Below are 19,118 nucleotides of genomic sequence, written 5' to 3'. Positions count from 1 at the left end.
CCAAAAAAAAGCCCCGCACGGGGGCCTTCAGCTTTGGGATCTTTATGGTTCATCTCATCTTGAGCATCCCCGCCAAACTCATCCTGCTGCCAACCAGGCATGGCGGCACCCCGCCACGCCCTGCTGGACTGACATCAACGGTTCTGCGGACGAATCCGCGCCGCCTGGGTGCGGTAGGTTTTGGGCTCGGGGAAATCCTCCTCGATGTCCTGCCCGTGCAGCTTGACGCTCATGGCCACGCCCAGCGAAGCCATGCTGATCACGAGCGACGTTCCGCCGTAGCTAATGAACGGCAGCGTAATGCCTGTCAGCGGCATCAGCCCGATAAACATCCCGATGTTCTCGAAAATCTGATAGAGCAGCATCGACACAATACCAACGATCATGAACGGACCTGCCCGCTCCCGGCTTTCCAGCGCGATCAGAATCATCCGGTGGATGAGAATGAAATACAGCAGCAGGACGACCGAGGACCCGACAAACCCGTATTCCTCCGCAATTTGCACAAAAATCGAATCCGAATACGTATAAGGCACGCGACCCGACTGAACCGACGTCCCCTGCATAAAGCCTTCCCCGTTCATCCCGCCGCTCGCAATAGCCAGCTTGGCATTATACGTATGCCAGCCTGCGCCGGACGTATCCACACTGGAGGCCATCAGCCAGGGATCGATCCGGTCCATCCAGTGCGCACGGGAGCCCTTGCCCAAGAACTCCTCAATCTGATCATGATAATGAATGTAGGCCTGAATCCCGCCAAAAGCCGTCCCTGCCACCAGCACCAGACCGATCAGCGCATGAGTCACCTTGACGTTTCCGATCCACAGCAGGCCAAGCAGAATGACCACATACGCCAGTGCATTCCCCAGGTCATTCTGAATCATGACGAGCGCGAACGGAATGAAGGTCAGCAGGCCGATCGGAATAATATCCTTGATAAAGGAAAGCTCCGGCTTGTTTCTCATAATGAGCACATGAGTGACAAAAATAATAAGAATGAGCTTGAACATCTCTGCCGGCTGCAGGTTCACAATCCCGAGATCCAGCCAGCCCTGGGCGCCATTAATTGTCTTCCCGAAAAATAGCGTAAATACCAGGATGCCGATGCCGCCCAAATAAATATACAGGGCGTATTTGTGAAGCAGCCGGTAATCCAGCAGACTCATGCCGAAAAATGCAATAAACGCGACGACATAGTAAGCCATCATCGTCAGATGGCTTCCGTCCATATCCGCTGTATCTTTGGTGACGCTGTATATAGACGTAATGCTGACGATCATCATCCCTACCAGGGCGGTGACGATGAGGTAGTCGATTTTTTTAAGCTTATTCAGCATGTCATCCCTCCATGCAAGAGCCGGGCAAGCTCTTTAGTGTTTCCATTTTCAAGTTCATATCCTCCATCTATTGTAAAAGAAAACCTTCCCGCAGTACAATGCCAGCGCTCATGATGGACTCCTTGACTGCACACTTGCAGCTAGCGCCCCACCCCAAGCACATGGCGCTCAATGCCTGCCAGGTCCTTAACGGTCACAATATCCTGCCAGTGCCCGGCACGGCGCAGCAGCTCCGCCACCTCCGGCGCCTGGCCCATGCCCAGCTCCAGAGCTATAAGGCGCGGCGGCGCCTGCAGCAGCTGAAGCTGCTCCATCATAGCCCGGTATGGGTCCAGCCCATCGGGGCCGCCATCCAGTGCAGTGCGCGGCTCATGGTCCCTGACCTCCGGCTGCAGCTCCTCTATATCCCGCGCCGGGATATAAGGAGGATTGGAGACGAGAATGTGAATCATAAGTCCGCTGAACGGCTCCAGCAGATTCCCTTGGCGGAAATCTACCCGAGCGCCGCATTTCCGGGCATTCTCTTCGGCAGCGTTCAGGGCCGCCGGGGATATATCGCTGGCGAGCACACGCCAGCGGGGCGATTCCAGCGCCAGGGTTACGGCTATAGCACCGCTGCCGGTTCCGATATCCACCACATTCAGCTCGCCGCCGGGACCGGCCGCAAGCTTCTGTCCATACTGCAGCACCGCCTCCACCAGCAGCTCGGTTTCAGGGCGGGGAATCAGCACGGCGGGCGACACCTTAAATTCCCGGCCGTAAAACTCCTGTACCCCTGTAATATACTGAGCCGGAACTCCCTGTGCCTTCCGGGTGATCCCTTCCTCCAGCTCTCCCTGCTTCTCGGCAGGAAAAGGATCTCCCAAGGCTACGTAATAAGACGTTCCCGACAGCCCCAGCACATGCTCCAGCAGCAGCTGGGCATTGCGCTGCGGCTCCATCACTTCATGGGCCTTCAAAAAAGAAGAAGCCTCTGCAAAGGCTTCCCGTATCGTCTGCTCCGGCGTCATGCTGAACCTTTGTCGCTCCAAAGCGTTATTCTCCTTTATCCATCATTTCTGCCTGCTCTGCAATCGTCAGGGCTGAAACGATTTCCTCAATTTCACCGTTCATGATCTGATCCAGCTTGTGTACCGTCAAGCCAATCCGGTGATCTGTGACACGGCTTTGCGGGAAGTTATAGGTCCGGATCCGCTCACTGCGGTCTCCTGTGCCGACCTTGCTCTTCCGCTCACCGGCATACTTCGCTTCCTCTTCCTGGCGCATCATGTCATAGATCCGGGTCCGAAGCACCTGCAGCGCCTTCTCCTTATTGGAGTTCTGGGATTTCCCATCCTGACACGTTGCCACAATGCCCGTTGGAACGTGGGTTACACGAACCGCCGATTTCGTCGTGTTAACGGACTGGCCGCCAGCACCGCTGGAGCAGAAGGTATCCACGCGGATGTCTTTGTCATGAATCTCGATGTCCACTTCCTCCGCCTCCGGCAGCACCGCTACCGTTGAAGTGGAGGTATGAATCCGGCCGCCGGATTCCGTAGCCGGTATCCGCTGCACTCGGTGTGCCCCGCTCTCAAACTTCAGCTTGCTGTATGCTCCCCGGCCGATAATCTGGAAAATAACCTCTTTAAAACCGCCGAGATCATTCGTATTGACATCCATCACTTCGACCTTCCAGCCCTGAGTATCGGCATAGCGGGTATACATCCGGTATAAATCGGAGGCGAACAGCGCGGCCTCATCGCCGCCGGCTGCGCCGCGAATCTCCACAATGACGTTCTTGTCGTCATTGGGGTCCTTCGGCAGAAGCAGGACGCGGATGGTCTCCTCCAGCTGCTGCTTCCGTCCGGACAGCTCGTCGATCTCCATCTTGACCATTTCGCGCATGTCATCATCCAGCTTCTCGCCCTGCATTTCCTTGGCGGCATCCAGCTCTTCGCTGACCTGCTTGTATTCATTGTACGCCTCATACGTCGGCTGGAGATCGGACTGCTCCTTAGAGTATTCCCGCAGCTTCTTCGTATCGCTGGCCACATCCGGATCGCAGAGTAGCTCGCTGAGCTTCTCATAACGATCCGCTAATGCCTGTAATTTATCCAACATGGCTTGTCACCTCATGGTATGGTATGTTCTTCACGCCCCGGGTACACTTTGTCCGGAAGCATGCTTCTATTTCATTCATTATCAGATCGCCAGCTGCTGCAGAATTTCGGCCGCCAGCGTACAAAAACGCTCCGTCTCCCCTGCACATCTCGCTTTACGTCATTTCATCATTAGTTTCAAAACACTAGTCATACGACTCTTAATTATATCATATTCTACAGGCTTTGAATAGCAACAGCTTTTCGGGAAAGACAGCTACAACGACAACGGCAAAGACCGTGCAGCACGCCTAGCGATAGACATCGCGCTGACTCTGCGAGAACACGATAACCCCCTGGCAATTCCCGCCAAGACAAACAAGCCAGCCCGCTGCGCTTCTAAAGCGCGGCGGGCTGGCACCGTTCTCTGCTATACGTTGAAACGGAAATGCATCACATCGCCGTCCTGCACGACATATTCCTTGCCTTCCAGGCGAAGCTGTCCCCGCTCCTTGGCACCGTTCATGGAGCCGGCAGCGACCAGATCCTCGTAGGACACGACCTCGGCCCGAATGAAGCCGCGCTCGAAATCGCTGTGAATGACACCGGCTGCTCCCGGAGCCTTCGTGCCCTTGCGAATCGTCCAGGCACGAACCTCCTGCACACCGGCAGTAAAGTAAGTGTACAAGCCGAGCAGCTTGTATGCTGCTTTAATAAGCAGGTTCAGGCCGGACTCCTGAATACCCAGCTCATCCAGGAACATCTGCTTGTCTTCTCCCTCAAGCTCGCAAATCTCCTCTTCCACCTTGGCGCTGATGGGCACGACCTCGGCATTCTCCGCCGCTGCGAAATCACGAACCTTCTGCACATAGGCATTGTTCGCGACATCGCCAATCTCATGCTCCGCTACGTTCGCCGCATACAGCACCGGCTTCAGTGTCAGCAGATGAAGATCGCGGACCAGCAGGCGCTCGTCTTCGGTCAGGTCCATGCTGCGGGCCGGCTTGTCCTCATAGAGCACCGCCTTGACCTTCTCCAGCACCTCAACCTCTTGAACAAACTGCTTGTTGCCGCCCTTCATATTCTTCTTGGAGCGTTCAATCTTCTTCTCCACGCTCTCGATATCCGCCAGAATCAGCTCCAGATTGATCGTCTGAATGTCGCTGACGGGATCAATCTTGCCGTCGACGTGGGTAATGTTCTCGTCCTCGAAGCAGCGGACGACATGCACGATCGCATCCACTTCGCGGATATGTGCCAGGAACTTGTTGCCCAGCCCCTCGCCCTTGCTCGCTCCCCGGACCAGCCCGGCAATGTCCACAAATTCAAAGGCGGTCGGCACGGTCTTCTTCGGCTCCACCATCTCTGTCAGCTTGTCCAGGCGCTCATCCGGCACCTCAACAATACCTACGTTCGGATCAATCGTACAAAACGGATAGTTGGCCGATTCCGCACCTGCCTGCGTAATTGCGTTAAACAACGTCGATTTGCCGACGTTCGGCAAACCTACAATCCCTGCTTTCAAAGCCATGTATATGACAACTCCTTATGAATAATCATCCTCAAATATCTTGCCGCTAAACAATCCTATTAATTATAGCAGATGATCCCGGTTGTTGAAACTGAAGTTTACACAGCAGAACAGGCCGGCTCGCCCCTGGCGTTCCGGCCTGTTCCATTCCATTTGCACGGTCTTTACTGCCAAGGCTGCCGCACGGCAAGCTCCCTGCCGGTTCTTCCCAAGCTCCGGCTGCTCCGCACATCCCGTTTACGGCCTATCCCAGCCTGATCAGCCGCTTATGACCCTGCAGCTCTTCAATGGTAGCGGCTCCGATGCCGAACATGGCGATGCTCAGCTCCAGCTCGACCTGAGCCAGCCGGGCATCCAGCGCCTCCTCCGAGGCCACCGCCGAGCCCAGCAGACCCCGGCCGAAGCCGGCAATGTCTGCGCCAAGCGCAATGGCCTTGGCGGCGTCCACTCCGCTGGTAAGACCGCCGCTGCCGATGAGCTCGGTCTGCGGCAGCGCAGCCCGCACCTCAGCGATGCAATCCGCCGTGGAGTTGCCCCAATCCGCGAAGGCTTCTGCCGCGGCCTTGCGCACCGGGTCAGGACTGCGAAACTTCTCCACCTGACTCCAGGAGGTGCCGCCTGCGCCGGCAACATCAATGAAGGAGGCTCCGGCTTCCACGAGCTGTACGGCGACTTCCGCGTCGATGCCCCAGCCGACCTCCTTGATGCCGACAGGCACCTCCAGCGCCCGGCACAGCTGCTCAATTTGTTTCAGCAGCCCTTTGAAGGAAAGGTTGCCTTCCGGCTGAAACACTTCCTGCAGGCTGTTCAGATGCAGCACGAGCATGTCGGCTCCCGCAATGTCCACGGCTCTGCGGCATTGATCTGCTCCGAAGCCATAGTTCAGCTGCACAGCACCCAGATTCGCAATGACAGGAATGTCAGGCGCCGATTCCCTGACCCGGAACGTGGCAGCCAGGTCCTCCTGCTCCACCGCTGCACGGACTGAGCCGACGCCAAGCATCCATCCGCGCCGCTGCGCAGCAGCAGCCAGACGCTGATTAATCTCGCCCGTCGCCCGGCTGCCCCCGGTCATGGAGCTGATCAGGAGCGGTGTGCGCATACGGTGGGACAAGAAGGAGGCCGAGAGCTCCACCTGCTCAAAGTCCAGCTCCGGCAGAGCGTGATGGCGAAAGCGGTAGCGCTCCAGCCCCGTGGTAATCCCGCGCCCCCCCACCTCTTCCTCCAGACAGAGGCGGACGTGCTCGATTTTGCGTTCCCCGGTAGGCACCTCCGGAATCAGCATACCCGGATTTCCCCCTGCCGGCTGCTCACAGTGCTCCTGCGGTAAGCCTTCACGCTCCTTATTTGACTCCTTCATCATGAGATCCCCCATCCAATAGGTTTTACGGCCTCAGTTGGTGCTGGGCCAAAAATCGGCTCAGCCACTCCTGCCATTGCTCTGCCGGCTCGTTCATCACCCATTGGGTGTACCGGCTCTTTGTTCCGCTTCCGTACCCTTTGCCGCCAAGCAGAAAGAGCACCTCGGGGAACGCTTCCGAAATATAATCCACAAGCTCGTCCGCCCGTCCTACATATCTGGCATTCGTCACCGAGAGGCACACGATCCCGATTCCCTGGGAATCAATGATATCCAGAAGACCTTCTCTCGGCGTGTTGGGGCCCAGGTAGGCTACATCCAGTCCATTGCGCCGCAGCAGCAGTGAGAAGAGCATCAGGCCGACCTGATGATATTCTCCCTCCGGACAAAGCGAAAGCACCTTCGGCATGTAAGAATGAACGGGAAATAAATGAAAAAACTGAAAAAACCGCCGTGAGATGAGCTCCGTCATGAAATGCTCCTGCGCCACCGATGCCGTGCCCGCTTCCCATGCATCTCCGACTTTCACGAGAACAGGCACCAGCACTTTGTAGAACATGGCATCATAGCCGTAAATTGAAAAGCCATAATCAATCAGGCGATTCGCCCGCTCACTTTGAAACGCAAACAAAGCATTGAAAATCTGGCCGCTAAGCTCTTCATAAGGACCTTCCTGCTGCTCAGCGCCAAGAGTCGGAAATGGCTCACCGCGGCCCGGTCCCGGAAAGGATTTCCCGGCCTTCAGCATCAGCACGGCCTGAGAAATGCTCATGCCCTTCTCCTCCACCTGCTCCTTCAGCCATTTCAAATCTTCTATGTCATCCGGACTATACATTCGGTAGCCTGATTCTGTCCGCAGCGGCTTCACGGCCCCATACCGGTTCTCCCAGGCCCGGATCGTTACACTCGGCATATCCAGCATTGTGGATACTTGTTTAATAGAGTACACGCGGTTCCCTGCCTTTCGATCGGTAGGAGTGATCCTCCCTAATATCACGTCGCACTTTATACAAATCCAGTACATCGATTATACATAGTTTCACTTCCGCTGTCGACCAGGAAGACGGCTTCTTTCCCGCCGTACAGCTTGCTTCAATTATGGCCGAGGTTGGTAAATGGTTTTAACGACCCTTATACAGAAAGAAGGATGGCTATGATTCTGTTCAGCCTATTTAACAACTTACCGGAAGCATCGGCTGGGGCTCAGCCTGCACACACCCGCCGCCGTTCTCCCCGCTTCTGGGTAAAAACAGCGGTGCTGCTTCTTTTTGCCTGGCTGCTGGCTGTCCTCGTGTATCATACTCAAAAGCCGCTGCCGGACGGCATTTCCTACGAAAGCCCGCTGTACCAAAGTACGGAGGTTGCCTTCTGGCATGACCTGACTTATCCGGGGCCGGACGGCCAGGCGGTGCACGAGCAGCAAATTTATGATCGAATGCATGAAATCATTGACGAGTCGAGACAATTTCTCGTGATCGACATGTTTCTTTTTAATGACTATACCCATAAAGACCAATCCTTCCCTCAGGTCAGCCGCGAAATGACAGACCATCTGATCTCGCACAAGAGCAAGCATCCGGAAATGGACATGTTCTTGATTACCGATGAGGTCAACACAAACTACGGCTCTTCCAAAAACCCGCTGCTAGAGGATCTGAAGCAGGCAGGCATTACCGTCATCATCACAAATGTGGAGCCGCTTCGTGATTCCACGCCGATCTATTCGGCCTTCTGGAGAACCTTTATTCAGTGGTTCGGGCAAGCTGGGGAGGGCCAGGTGCCCAACCTGATGGCGGAGGAGGCCCCGGATATGACGGTCCGCTCGTACATGAAGCTGCTGAACGTCAAGGCCAATCACCGTAAGGTGATCGTGAGCGAACGTACCGCCCTCGTCTCCTCCGCCAATGTGCATGCGGCCAGTGCCTACCACTCCAACATCGCCTTTGAGGCCGGCGGTGAAGTCATCCGGGATGTGCTCGCAGCAGAGCAGGCGGCTGCCAGTCTGAGCGGCCCGTATACATTGCCGGTCTATACTCCGTCGGAAGAAACACAGCCGGCACCGGGGCTGTCTGCTGACATCCGATATTTGACGGAAGGCAAGGTGTACAAATATGTGCTGAAGGCGATTGAAGAAGCGGAAGCCGGCGATACCCTGTGGATGGGTATGTTCTATCTCGCTGAGGGCGAGGTGATGGACGAGCTTGTCGCCGCATCACAGCGCGGCGTGCAGGTGCGGCTGATTCTGGACCCCAATCAGAACGCTTTTGGCCGGGACAAGATCGGCATTCCGAACCGCCCGGCCGCCGCAGAGCTGAAGGAGCGCTCCGGAAACAGCATTGATATTCGCTGGTACAACACAGGCGAGGAGCAGTATCACACCAAGCTTCTGTTTATTTCCAAGCCCTCCAAGCCGTCCATCATGATTGGCGGCTCGACCAATTTTACCCCCCGCAACCTGAAGGATTACAACCTGGAGAACAACTTTTGGCTGTCCGCTGAGAAGGAGCATGAGGTCACGAAACAGGTCAATGACTATTTCAACAGGCTGTGGAACAACGTGGATGCGGAGTACACCTTGGAGCTGAGCGCTTACGAAGAAGACACCGTCTGGCTCAAAAGCGTGGCGTTCCGGATTCAGAAGCTGCTGGGCTTTACGACCTTTTAAGCTTCCGCTTTCAATCTCTACCCTCCAAGCTTAGCAGCTTCATGATGCTTAGAACCAAATAACTCCTGCTAAACAGCAGGAGTTATTTGGGATGATTAATGCTTTTATCACTTACGGGAGTTCTCCTTCTCGGTGATCGGATAACCTCTAGTGCCATCTGTGTTAGGATCTACATTTTGAAACTGGGCCTGCTTAAGATAACTTATTGTTTTATCGGAATCCCATAACTGATTTTGATCCATGCCACTCATTAAAGCCATTTTCTCTGAGGTGAAATCTGGAATATTGACTTCTTTGCCATCCACGTTTGTCACAAGATACCTGACATTTCCATCTTTTATTAAGGCTAGTTCAATGTGTTCACTTGCTGAAGCAAGTGAGCTTGTCATCTTCGCTAATGACTTGGACAATCCGGATGCATCTCCTCCTGCAGATATGACTCTGAAACGACCTCCGTTTCTTTCAACGGTTAAAAAGGATTTACCTTCCCCATTAGACAGAACAATAAATTCATATTGTCCTGTTGGTTTTGAAACGTCTATTAAACTTGATTTAACGTTTGCAAATTTGTCGGCATCAATCCAATTTATTTGAAAGCCGGGCCCTAGTGTAACTTGACCTACTTCTTCTATGTCCTTATATCCAAATCCAATCGGATCCTCGGAAATCAGTTTCTTAAACTCTTCAAGTCCGGCGTCGTTAGCATAATGTCGAATATCATCCGGGACCCTGACACTAGCATCAATGTTTGAGAACAAAGAAGCAGAGCAAATGGTAACACCAACCAACAATATATAGAAATATTTCAGATATTTCATGGATAACTTCCTCCTTTGTTTTCTGGGTATTCCATATACCTAATAACGCCCACAAATGAAATAAGTTACCTTTTCAAGTAAAAGCCATGACGAAAGAAGCACAGGGCAAACTTGACAAAGAAAGTTAGGTTTGCAACAATAGTGCCTAACGATCGTTAGGTAGGAGGTGGACGATGCACAGCTCCAAACAGATTTTGCAGGCCGCGCTGGCTCATTTTGCCCGGGACGGCTATGAGGGCGCTTCACTTCAGGGGATTGCCGAGGACTGCGGCATCCGGAAGCCGTCCATTTATGCCCATTACAGCAGTAAAGGCGATTTGTTCCTGCAGGCCGTAAAGGATGTATTCCAGCGGCAGGAGCAGAACATTGTCGGCTTTTTCAGTCAGCATCAGGAGCTTTCGCTGGAAGAGATGCTGAAGAGCTTTTTGCAGCAGCGGCTGGAGCAATATACCCGGGACGATGAGGCACGGTTTTTTTTGCGGGTGTCCTTTTTCCCGCCGAGGGCACTCTATGAAGAGGTCATGAATATTGTATATCCGTTTCTTGACCGTCATGAGGTCTGTCTTTCGCAGCTGCTCGCGGCAGGATGTCCGCAGCACGGCAGGATTATTTCCCGGCCTGATCAGGCAGCCTCGGTCTTTTTGACGTTGCTGGACGGCATTCATGTAGAAATTCTGTATGGCGGTGAAGAGCGTGCCGCCCGGCGGCTGGCTCATGCCTGGCCGGTGTACTGGCAAGGGGTAACACGCTCTTGAGCGAAGGGACGGACCTTCTAAACATAAACGTCAGATCAGATTGATAAAGGAGTATCGGAATCATGAGTCGGAATTGGCTTTATGTGTGGATTGGCGGCTTGATCGAGATTGTGTGGGTATCCGGTCTGAAGCATTCCACCACCGCGCTGGAGTGGATCGGCACGGTGGCAGCGATTATCGCAAGCTTTTATTTAATTGTACAGGCGTCCAAGCGGCTTCCCGTCGGAACTGTGTACGCTGTATTTACAGGGATCGGAACGGCCGGTACCGTAGCCGCGGAGATGCTGCTGTTCGGCGAGCCGTTCTCGCTGAGCAAGGTCCTGCTGATCGGAGTGCTGCTGGGCGGCGTCATCGGCTTGAAGCTCGTAACGGCAGAGCCCTCGGGTAAAGAAGGCTCTTCTGTAAGGGAGGTGCGCCTCTAATGGCTTGGCTGGCTTTGATCTTGGCGGGCGGCTTCGAGGTGCTCGGCGTCATCGGCATCAAAGGAGTCTCGGAGCGCAAGGGCCTGCGGTACGGAGGGCTGATGGCTTTTTCTTTTCTGTGCAGCTTCTCACTGCTCTCTTACGCCATGACCTTCCTTCCGATGGGAACGGCTTACGCGGTATGGACCGGCATCGGGACGGTGGGCAGCACGCTCGCCGGCATGCTGTTATTCGGGGAACCGAAGGAATGGCGCCGCATGGTGTTCATTGCGATGATTCTAGGCTCTGCAGTAGGCTTGAAGGTTCTGACATAGACTTTATTTGTTCAAGAAACGGACACACGGCAACATTTGTGCTGACCGTTTCTTTTTTATATAATAAGTTTGACCGATGGGTCAATTCAAGAACTGACAGGTTCTTAAGAGGGGTGAAAGCTTGGCTGACAAGGCGACGGAGAAGCGTCAACAGATATTAAGCACAGCCCTTCAGCTCTTCTCCACGAAAGGATCCGCAGGCACCTCCATGCAGGAAATTGCAGAGGTGTGCGGCATGTCCAAAGGCAGTCTGTACTTGCATTTCAAGTCTAAAGAGGAGCTGGAGAGAAGCATCTACGAGTTTATTGCCCACCGGATTTGGGATGCGTTCGTGCAGGTGGAGCAGCAGACCGGCATCACCCCCCGGGAGCAGCTGCGCAAGCAGGCGGAAATTCTGCTCGTGCACTTTCTGGAGGTGCGGGAGTTTCTGCTCCGTCAGCTGTTCGATTCCCCCGGCAAGCACCCGATGGATGTAGAAAGATGCTTTCAGAGTGAGCTGGTCCAGGCGCAGATCTGGTTCAAGAACAAGCTCTGCACAGTGTACGGAGAGGATATCGAGCCTTATACGATGGAAATCGCCATGTTTGTGACCGGTATGCTCGGTTCTTACATACGCTTTCTGTTTGTTCCGGGACTGCCGCTGAACGTAGGCACCCTGGCCTCCCATCTGGTTACGATGCTGGAGGATGTCGCTGCCAGCCTGCTGCGCCGGCGTCCCGAGCCGCTCGTGTCTCTGGAGGTGTGGGAGTCGATGGGCTTGATTCCGCCAGAGAAGGCGTATCATACCCGGCATCCGCTCGTGGTGATCAAGGCTCTGCGAACCGAGCTCAAGCAGCTGCCGATGAATGCGGCTGACCGCAGTGATGCCTTGGAATCTCTGGATGTGCTGGAGCGCGAGCTGGTCGATTTACAGCCCCGGCGAGCCGTATTGAAGGGAATGCTTGCCAATCTCGTGGAGATCGGACAAGGCGGAGAGCTGCTGGAGGAGCTGAGAAGCACCCTGCAGAGCGTGACCGATTTCTTTTTGCCCGCCCAGAAGTAACCCTGTGCTGCTGAAGCGGCACAGCCCCTGCCTTCGATAGATGAAGCGCAGATGAACATGGTGTTTACAGCCCTAACCGGCTGGACAGAAAGATAAAGATTGTTATTTTGGAGAGGAGAGAAGCAACGTCCTATGAAAGGTCTTATTAATTTCTCACTTCGCAACAAGTTCGCCATCTGGCTGCTCACCATCATTGTTGTTGCCGGAGGTTTGTACAGCGGACTCACGATGAAGCAGGAAACCATCCCGAACATTAACGTGCCGTTCCTGAACGTGACGGCCATCTATCCCGGTGCCGCACCGGAGGGCGTCGTTCAGGATGTTAGCAAGCCGCTGGAGACGCGCCTTCGCAACGTAGACGGCGTGAAGACGGTGACCTCCACTTCCCTGGAGAATGCCGCGAATGTCACGATTGAGTTTAACTATGGCGCAGATCTGGACAATGCGACAGCCGCGGTTCGGGAGGCGCTGAATGATGTGAAGCTGCCGGAGGGTGTGCAGAAGCCGCAGATTACCCGCTTCAGCCTGAATTCCTTCCCCGTCACTTCAGTCAGCATCAGCAACAAGGAGAGCGATGATCTCGATGAGCTGACGCGAATCGTAGAGAACGACATCATCCCGGAGCTGGAGAAGCTGGAGGGCGTATCTTCCCTGCAGGTGGCTGGTCAGTTTGTCAACGAGGTTCAATTAACCTTTGATCAGGACAAAATGGCTGAGCTGGGTCTGACCGAGGATACAGTCAAAGGCATTGTGCAAGGCTCTTCCATTTACGCTCCGCTGGGCCTGTTCGAAATGGACCAGTCTCAGAAAGCGGTCGCCGTGGACGGCGGCATTATCGGCATTGACGACCTGAACAACCTCGCGATTCCGGTTCTGCCGAGCGGTGCAGGCGGTGCAGGCCAAAGCAGTGCGCCAGGCGCAGGCAATGCGCCTGAGGCGGGAGCTTCACCGGGTGCCGGTGCAGCTGATCCCGGCGCTGCAGCAGGTCAAGGCGCTGCAGGTGCTGAAGGCCAGCAGCCGGCTGAAGGCGCAGCCCCGGCACCACAAGGCGCTGCAGGTCAGGGCGCTGCAGGTCAAGGTGCCGCTAACCCGGCAGCAGCCGGTATTCCTACCGTTAAGCTGAGCGAGATCGCTGCCATTGAGGTGATCGGCAAGGCCGAATCCATCTCCCGCACGAACGGCAGCGAGTCGATCGGCATCCAGGTTATTAAGGCTAACGATGCCAATACTGTGGATGTTGTCAATGCGGTAAAAGACAGGATTGCAGAGCTTTCCGAGCTGTACCCGGGAACCGAAATGACGATTATGCTCGACCAGGGCAAGCCGATTGAGGATTCTGTGCATACGATGCTCTTCAAAGCATTATACGGCGCCCTGTTCGCAGTCATTATCATTTTGATCTTCCTGCGTAATATCCGTTCCACCATTATCTCGATTATTTCGATTCCATTGTCGCTCCTGATCGCTGTTCTGTGTCTGCGTCAAATGGACATCACCCTGAACATGATGTCACTCGGCGCCATGACGGTTGCGATCGGCCGGGTTGTCGACGACTCCATTGTTGTTATCGAGAACATTTACCGCCGGATGTCTCTTTCCACCGAGAAGCTGAAGGGCCGTGAGCTTATCAGTGCGGCTACGCGTGAAATGTTCGCGCCAATTATGTCCTCGACCATCGTCACCATCGCGGTATTCCTGCCGCTGGTGCTCGTCAGCGGTATGGTGGGCGAGCTGTTCATTCCTTTTGCCCTGACGATGGTATTCGCCCTGCTGGCATCTCTGCTCGTCGCCGTTACGCTCGTTCCGGCGCTGGCACACAGCCTGTTCAGCAAAGGCCTTAAGAACAAGCATAACCATGAAGAGAAGCCAGGCGGCCTTGCCCTCAGATACCAGAAGATTCTGAGATGGTCGCTGAACCACAAGCTCGTCACCTTCGGCCTCGCCGTCGTGCTGCTTGTCGGCAGCTTGTTCCTGACCCCGTTCCTCGGCGTCAGCTTCCTGCCGGAGCAGGAGGATAAGTATGTGATGGTAACCTACAGTCCACAGCCGGGCGACCGTCTGGAGGATGTGGAAGAGCGCGCTCTGGAAGCGGAGAAGCTGATCCTGGAGCAGGATCAAGTTCAGAACATGCAGTACTCCATTGGCGGCAGCAACCCGCTGGGGATGGGCTCCTCCAATTCCGGACTGTTCTACGTCTTGTATGATCCGGAAACAGAGAACTTCGAGGATGTTAAAGCGCAGCTGATCGAGGATCTGGAGCAGCGCGTTCCGGAAGGCGAATGGACCAATATGGATATCGGCGGCTTTGGCGGCTCCCAGCTTACGATCAATGTGTTTGGAGATTCGCTGGAGCAGCTCAAGCCTGTAGCGGACCAGATTCTGAAGCTGACGCAGCAGGACACCGCGAATTTTGAAAATGCGGAATCCAGCCTGGCGGAAGCTTACAGCCAGTACACTCTGGTTGCGGATCAGGAGAAGCTCAGCTCCCTGGGCCTCACGGCCGGACAGCTGGCAATGAAGCTGAGCCCGGTGCGCGAGCGTCCGGTGCTGACCGAAATTCAGATCGAAGACAAGACGTATGAGGTCTATATCGAAGCAGATAACGAGACCTATAACAGCATTGAAGAGATTCAGAATGAAACACTTACCTCTCCGCTCGGTATTGAAGTGCCTATTAAAGATGTGGCCACCGTGGAAGAAGGAACGTCACCGGACACCATCACCCGGATGGACGGCAAAATGACTGTAACCGTGAACGCCGACTTCGTGACCGATGATATCGGCAGTGCTTCTGCGAAGCTGCAGGAAGAAGTCGAGGCTATGGATCTGCCGGACGGTATTTCTGTCTCCTTCGGCGGTGCCACCGAGCAGATTAATGACACCTTTGGCCAGCTTGGCCTGGCTATGCTGGCAGCCATCGCGATCGTGTACTTCGTACTCGTCGTTACCTTTGGCGGTGCACTGGCTCCATTTGCCATCCTGTTCTCACTGCCGTTTATCGTCATCGGTGCCATTGTTGCCCTGCTTATTACCAAAGAAACGCTTAGCGTCTCTGCATTGATGGGTGTGCTGATGCTGATCGGTATCGTCGTCACGAACGCGATCGTTCTCATCGACCGCGTGATTCACAAGGAGCGCGAGGGTCTCTCAACACGAGAAGCGCTTCTGGAAGCTGGCGCAACCCGCCTGCGTCCAATTCTGATGACGGCCCTGGCTACAATCGGCGCCTTGCTGCCGCTTGTATTCGGCTGGGAAAACAGTGCGGGCATCATCTCCCGCGGCCTCGGCATTACGGTTATCGGCGGTCTGATCAGCTCCACGCTGCTGACGCTGGTCGTCGTGCCGATCGTATACGAATTCCTGATGAAATTCAGCCGCAAGCGGCACGTCGAATAAGACCGGCTGCTGCCCTCAGGCCCTAACACGAAGAGCCGCCCCCACAGATGCTTGGGATCTGTCGGGGGCGGCTCTTTTTCCTGAACACTTTACTCCAGCCCCCAAGACATAGAGGGGAATTGTTTGTTAATATAAAGAGGTGTCCACATCAAGAACAACCAAGGCTTGCTGCAGAATACAACTCAACCAAGCCTGCAAAAGGAGGATTGCCGATCATGAAGCCGTTAACGGATTCCTTTGGCCGCGTTCACGATTATATCCGTATTTCGGTCACCGACCGCTGCAATCTGCGCTGTGTGTACTGCATGCCTGCCGAAGGGATGGAGTTTCAGCCGCATGACGAAATTATGACCTATGAAGAGATCACGGCCGTTCTTCGCGTGCTCGCTCCCATGGGCGTATCCAAAGTGCGCCTTACCGGCGGAGAGCCGCTCGTCCGCAAGGATTTGGAGCAGCTGGTAGCGATGATCTCGGCCATTGACGGGATTGAGGATATTTCGCTGACCACCAATGGCATGTTTCTACCGGCGAAGGCCGAAGCACTCCAAAAAGCGGGCCTGACCCGTATTAATATCAGCCTGGATTCACTGCAGCAGGAGCGGTTCGCCTCCATTACCCGCGGGGGAGATGTCCAGCGCGTGCTGGATGGCATCGAAGCTGCTTACCGTGCGGGACTGGACCCGATCAAGCTCAATGTGGTGTTAATGAAGGGCTTTAACCAGGACGAAATCAAGGATTTCATTGCAATGACCTTGGACCGTCCGCTGCATGTCCGCTTTATAGAATACATGCCGATCGGTCAGTCTTCAGAAGAATGGCGCCGGACCTATCTGCCGCTCAGCCATGTTACCGAGGTGTGTGAGGAGGCCGGCTGGAGCGTCGCTCCGCATGAAGGCCCCGGCGGGAACGGGCCGTCCCGGAACCTGAAGGTGAAGGGCGCACAAGGCACGTTCGGTTTGATTCATCCGGTCAGTGAGCATTTCTGCGATTCCTGCAATCGGCTGCGCCTGACCGCTGACGGCAACATCAAGGCGTGCCTCTACTGGTCCGATGAGCTGAACGTTCGCAGGGTCGCCCATGATCCAGCTTTGATTGAAGCTTTGTTTCGCAAGGCGCTGGGTGAGAAGCCGCAGAACCATGAAATGGCGCTGGCGCTGGAGAAAAAAGCACAGAGCCACACGCCGACCGGACGCCGGATGTCTCAAATCGGCGGCTAAAGAAGCAGCCCCCGTCCTCATATGTAGGAAAGGGGGCCTTTATCATAAATAACCACCGCAACACAGGGCTGACCGCCTTGTCTTCCGGTGGTTATTTGTAGTTATAGGCGGTGAAGTCCTTTCAAACGCTCGTAATCTTTCGGCTCGTTCATGTTGAATAATCCTTCACGCCAGCGGTGAAGGCTTTCGCACACCGCCAGCTCTTCGAGAGGCACCCACTTCACCGTCAGTTCTCCCAGAGCATCCATCATCCGCAGCTCCCCGCGCTGCAAGCGCTGCTCCAGCACAGTCGCTGCGCTGTCGTGATAGGCTGCGAACAGCGGCTGAGGCCGTCCCTCCGCCACCGGCACCACAGCCTGTACCTTTCCCTTCGGTGTCAGACTGCGGACCATCCGCGTCAGATCGCTCGCCATGCCCTCCGTAACAAGAGGCATATCGCAAGCTGACACGAGGCTCCAGGAGGTCCTGGCCGCCTTCAAACCGGCGTGCAGACCGGCGAGCGGGCCTTGGCCAGGATATTGATCCTCGATCCTTGGAAGGCCGAGAAAGTCATAGCTGCGAGAAGCATTCGCAGAAATCAGCAGGTCTGCACAGACCACAGACAGCGCGCTCTGCACCTGCTCGATACAAGAGAGACGGCCGAAGCGCAGCAGCGCCTTATCCTGTCCCATCCGCCGGGAGCGTCCGCCCGCAAGCAGAATGCCTGTTATAGACTCCGCCATCTTTATCTTCCTCCTTTCGTGAACAAGCCAGCTGACCCGAAGCCTTATCCGCCGTGGAGCATACTTATGTCACAATATGATAATAATTGTAAAAGTGTATACAATATGGTTTGTATCCCTTTACAATGCGTGATACATTGAAGAAGATATCCGGTCTGTGGCCGGACTGTTGATGTGCATCTTCAGTGTGAAAGGAATGACCCATTTGCGGGACCAAGATCACAGCCATCCGTCTTTACCTTCGTTAAAAATGTTCAACTTCTTCATCTATGGCGCGATGGTCATCTTTACCGGCTTCTTTCAGCTTTATTTGCAGGATATCGGGATGGACAAGCTGGAAATCGGCAGTCTGATGGCGATCGCTCCGTTTGTATCGATTCTTGCCAATCCCTTCTGGGGATACCGCGGTGACAGAGCCAGCAGCCTGAAGCGCGTGCTGCTGTTCATGATGGCAGGGGCTTTGATATCGGTTCAATTTGTTTTTCAGGCGAATACATATGTTTTTATTTATATATCTATGATTTTCTTCTATTTTTTTCAAATCCCGATCTTTTCTCAGAGCAACACGCTCATTCTGAACTATATCGACGGCACGCCGCTGAAGTTCGGCGCGTTCCGCCTGTGGGGCTCTCTTGGCTGGGCGCTGACGGCCGTCGCGGTCGGTCCCGTCATTGAGCGGCTGGGCACCGGGCGCATTTCCTTCGTCTTTTCGGCGATGCTGATCATCTCGGCACTATTCATCTGGGTGCTTCCGGATATTCAAAAGAACGCGCATACCGCTACCGTCAGCTTCAAGGGCGTCACGCGGCTGTTTCTGAATCCGTACTTTACGGGCTTTATTCTGCTGGGCATTCTGGTCTCCATCCCCAGCACCGCCAACAATACATTTATGTCCCTGTACATTCTGGAGCTTGGAGGCAGCACGGAAACCGTGGGCCTGGCCCTCTTCCTCTCCTCCGTCTTCGAGGTGGCGGTATTTCTGCTGTTCGACCGGTTCCTGAAACGTAAGATCAGCGTTCTCGTCGCCTGCCTGGCCGTCGTCAGCCTGCTGTTCTCGCTGCGCTGGCTGCTGATGGCTGAGGCCTCCTCCCCGCTGGAGGTCGCGTTCATTCAGCTGCTGCACTGTATCACCTTCGGGGGATACTTCTATGTCGGCACCCAGCTGACGATGCTGTTCGTGCCCCGGCCATTCCGCGCGACAGGACAAGCGCTGTACACCCTGTCCTGGAGCGGGATTTCCGGCGTCATTGGCGGCATTGCCGGCGGCTGGATCTTTCAAAGCTTCGGCGCCCAGACCATGTACCGCACGGGCATGATGCTTGCCCTGATCGGCGCCCTCGGCTTTGCATGGATGTGGTTCCTGCTTCGCACCCAGGGCTACCGGCCGCAGATGGTGGAGTCGTGGGACGCCGAGGAGGACGATGAGGAGGACCGGCGATAGCCGCTCTTTGGATAGCT

Annotated in this window: 16 protein-coding genes; 8 read left to right on the top strand and 8 right to left on the bottom strand. The window is 55.0% G+C overall.

Features of this window, described 5'->3' with window-relative positions:
• Positions 1-134: 134 nt before the first annotated feature.
• The 6 genes from JJQ72_RS12250 to JJQ72_RS12225 all read right to left on the bottom strand — a co-directional run bounded on the left by JJQ72_RS12250 (position 135) and on the right by JJQ72_RS12225 (position 7,258).
• Positions 135-1,337 carry an FtsW/RodA/SpoVE family cell cycle protein gene (locus tag JJQ72_RS12250; RefSeq protein WP_138227307.1) on the bottom strand — a complete coding sequence of 401 codons (1,203 nt, stop codon included), beginning with the start codon at positions 1,335-1,337 and terminating at the stop codon, positions 135-137.
• A gap of 140 nt (positions 1,338-1,477) precedes the next feature.
• Positions 1,478-2,347, bottom strand: a complete 870-nt coding sequence (prmC, locus tag JJQ72_RS12245; RefSeq protein WP_175415439.1) for a peptide chain release factor N(5)-glutamine methyltransferase — start codon at positions 2,345-2,347, stop codon at positions 1,478-1,480.
• Between the two features lie 25 nt (positions 2,348-2,372).
• Positions 2,373-3,440, bottom strand: coding sequence for a peptide chain release factor 1 (prfA, locus tag JJQ72_RS12240; protein ID WP_138227309.1), 1,068 nt, complete (start codon positions 3,438-3,440; stop codon positions 2,373-2,375).
• A 408-nt stretch (positions 3,441-3,848) separates the two neighbouring features.
• The gene (gene ychF, locus JJQ72_RS12235; RefSeq protein WP_138227310.1) at positions 3,849-4,949 is read right to left on the bottom strand and encodes a redox-regulated ATPase YchF; all 1,101 of its coding nucleotides are present in this window, start codon (positions 4,947-4,949) and stop codon (positions 3,849-3,851) included.
• Between the two features lie 244 nt (positions 4,950-5,193).
• Positions 5,194-6,309, bottom strand: a complete 1,116-nt coding sequence (fni, locus tag JJQ72_RS12230; protein ID WP_208203861.1) for a type 2 isopentenyl-diphosphate Delta-isomerase — start codon at positions 6,307-6,309, stop codon at positions 5,194-5,196.
• Between the two features lie 25 nt (positions 6,310-6,334).
• On the bottom strand, positions 6,335-7,258 hold the full coding sequence (locus tag JJQ72_RS12225; protein WP_208203841.1) for a MerR family transcriptional regulator: 924 nt from the start codon (positions 7,256-7,258) through the stop codon (positions 6,335-6,337).
• Positions 7,259-7,462: 204 nt separating this feature from the next.
• On the opposite strand from JJQ72_RS12225, the gene JJQ72_RS12220 reads away from it, so the two are divergent.
• Positions 7,463-8,974, top strand: coding sequence for a phospholipase D family protein (locus JJQ72_RS12220; protein ID WP_233281067.1), 1,512 nt, complete (start codon positions 7,463-7,465; stop codon positions 8,972-8,974).
• A gap of 107 nt (positions 8,975-9,081) precedes the next feature.
• On the opposite strand, the gene JJQ72_RS12215 is transcribed toward JJQ72_RS12220, so the two are convergent.
• Complete coding sequence (locus JJQ72_RS12215; RefSeq protein WP_208203840.1) at positions 9,082-9,792, bottom strand: hypothetical protein; 711 nt, start codon at positions 9,790-9,792, stop codon at positions 9,082-9,084.
• A 173-nt stretch (positions 9,793-9,965) separates the two neighbouring features.
• On the opposite strand from JJQ72_RS12215, the gene JJQ72_RS12210 reads away from it, so the two are divergent.
• From JJQ72_RS12210 to moaA, 6 genes are all read left to right on the top strand, one after another.
• Positions 9,966-10,547: a TetR/AcrR family transcriptional regulator gene (locus JJQ72_RS12210; protein ID WP_208203839.1), complete on the top strand. Its 582-nt coding sequence runs from the start codon at positions 9,966-9,968 to the stop codon at positions 10,545-10,547.
• 62 nt (positions 10,548-10,609) lie between these two features.
• Complete coding sequence (locus tag JJQ72_RS12205) at positions 10,610-10,969, top strand: DMT family transporter (RefSeq protein ID WP_208203838.1); 360 nt, start codon at positions 10,610-10,612, stop codon at positions 10,967-10,969.
• Entirely contained in the window at positions 10,969-11,283 is a 315-nt protein-coding gene (locus JJQ72_RS12200; RefSeq protein ID WP_208203837.1) for a DMT family transporter, read from the top strand. Before JJQ72_RS12205 ends, JJQ72_RS12200 begins: the two co-directional genes overlap by 1 nt.
• Positions 11,284-11,404: 121 nt before the next feature.
• The gene (locus JJQ72_RS12195) at positions 11,405-12,325 is read left to right on the top strand and encodes a TetR/AcrR family transcriptional regulator (protein WP_138227316.1); all 921 of its coding nucleotides are present in this window, start codon (positions 11,405-11,407) and stop codon (positions 12,323-12,325) included.
• A 132-nt stretch (positions 12,326-12,457) separates the two neighbouring features.
• The gene (locus JJQ72_RS12190; RefSeq protein ID WP_208203836.1) at positions 12,458-15,721 is read left to right on the top strand and encodes an efflux RND transporter permease subunit; all 3,264 of its coding nucleotides are present in this window, start codon (positions 12,458-12,460) and stop codon (positions 15,719-15,721) included.
• 212 nt (positions 15,722-15,933) lie between these two features.
• A complete protein-coding gene (gene moaA, locus JJQ72_RS12185; protein WP_138227909.1) occupies positions 15,934-16,938 on the top strand; it encodes a GTP 3',8-cyclase MoaA in 1,005 nt (334 codons plus the stop codon).
• A gap of 101 nt (positions 16,939-17,039) precedes the next feature.
• Here moaA and mobA read toward each other — a convergent pair whose 3' ends face one another.
• Complete coding sequence (mobA, locus tag JJQ72_RS12180; RefSeq protein ID WP_208203835.1) at positions 17,040-17,660, bottom strand: molybdenum cofactor guanylyltransferase; 621 nt, start codon at positions 17,658-17,660, stop codon at positions 17,040-17,042.
• A 196-nt stretch (positions 17,661-17,856) separates the two neighbouring features.
• Between mobA and JJQ72_RS12175 the strand changes: the two genes are divergently transcribed.
• Positions 17,857-19,101: an MFS transporter gene (locus JJQ72_RS12175; RefSeq protein WP_138227910.1), complete on the top strand. Its 1,245-nt coding sequence runs from the start codon at positions 17,857-17,859 to the stop codon at positions 19,099-19,101.
• The last annotated feature ends 17 nt before the right edge of the window (positions 19,102-19,118 follow it).

The organism is Paenibacillus sp. F411, from assembly GCF_017582705.1.
GTDB classification, from domain to species: domain Bacteria; phylum Bacillota; class Bacilli; order Paenibacillales; family Paenibacillaceae; genus Paenibacillus_AQ; species Paenibacillus_AQ algicola.
The sequence above is the reverse complement of the archived record's forward strand: the minus strand, read 5'-3'. Positions and strand labels throughout refer to the sequence as shown.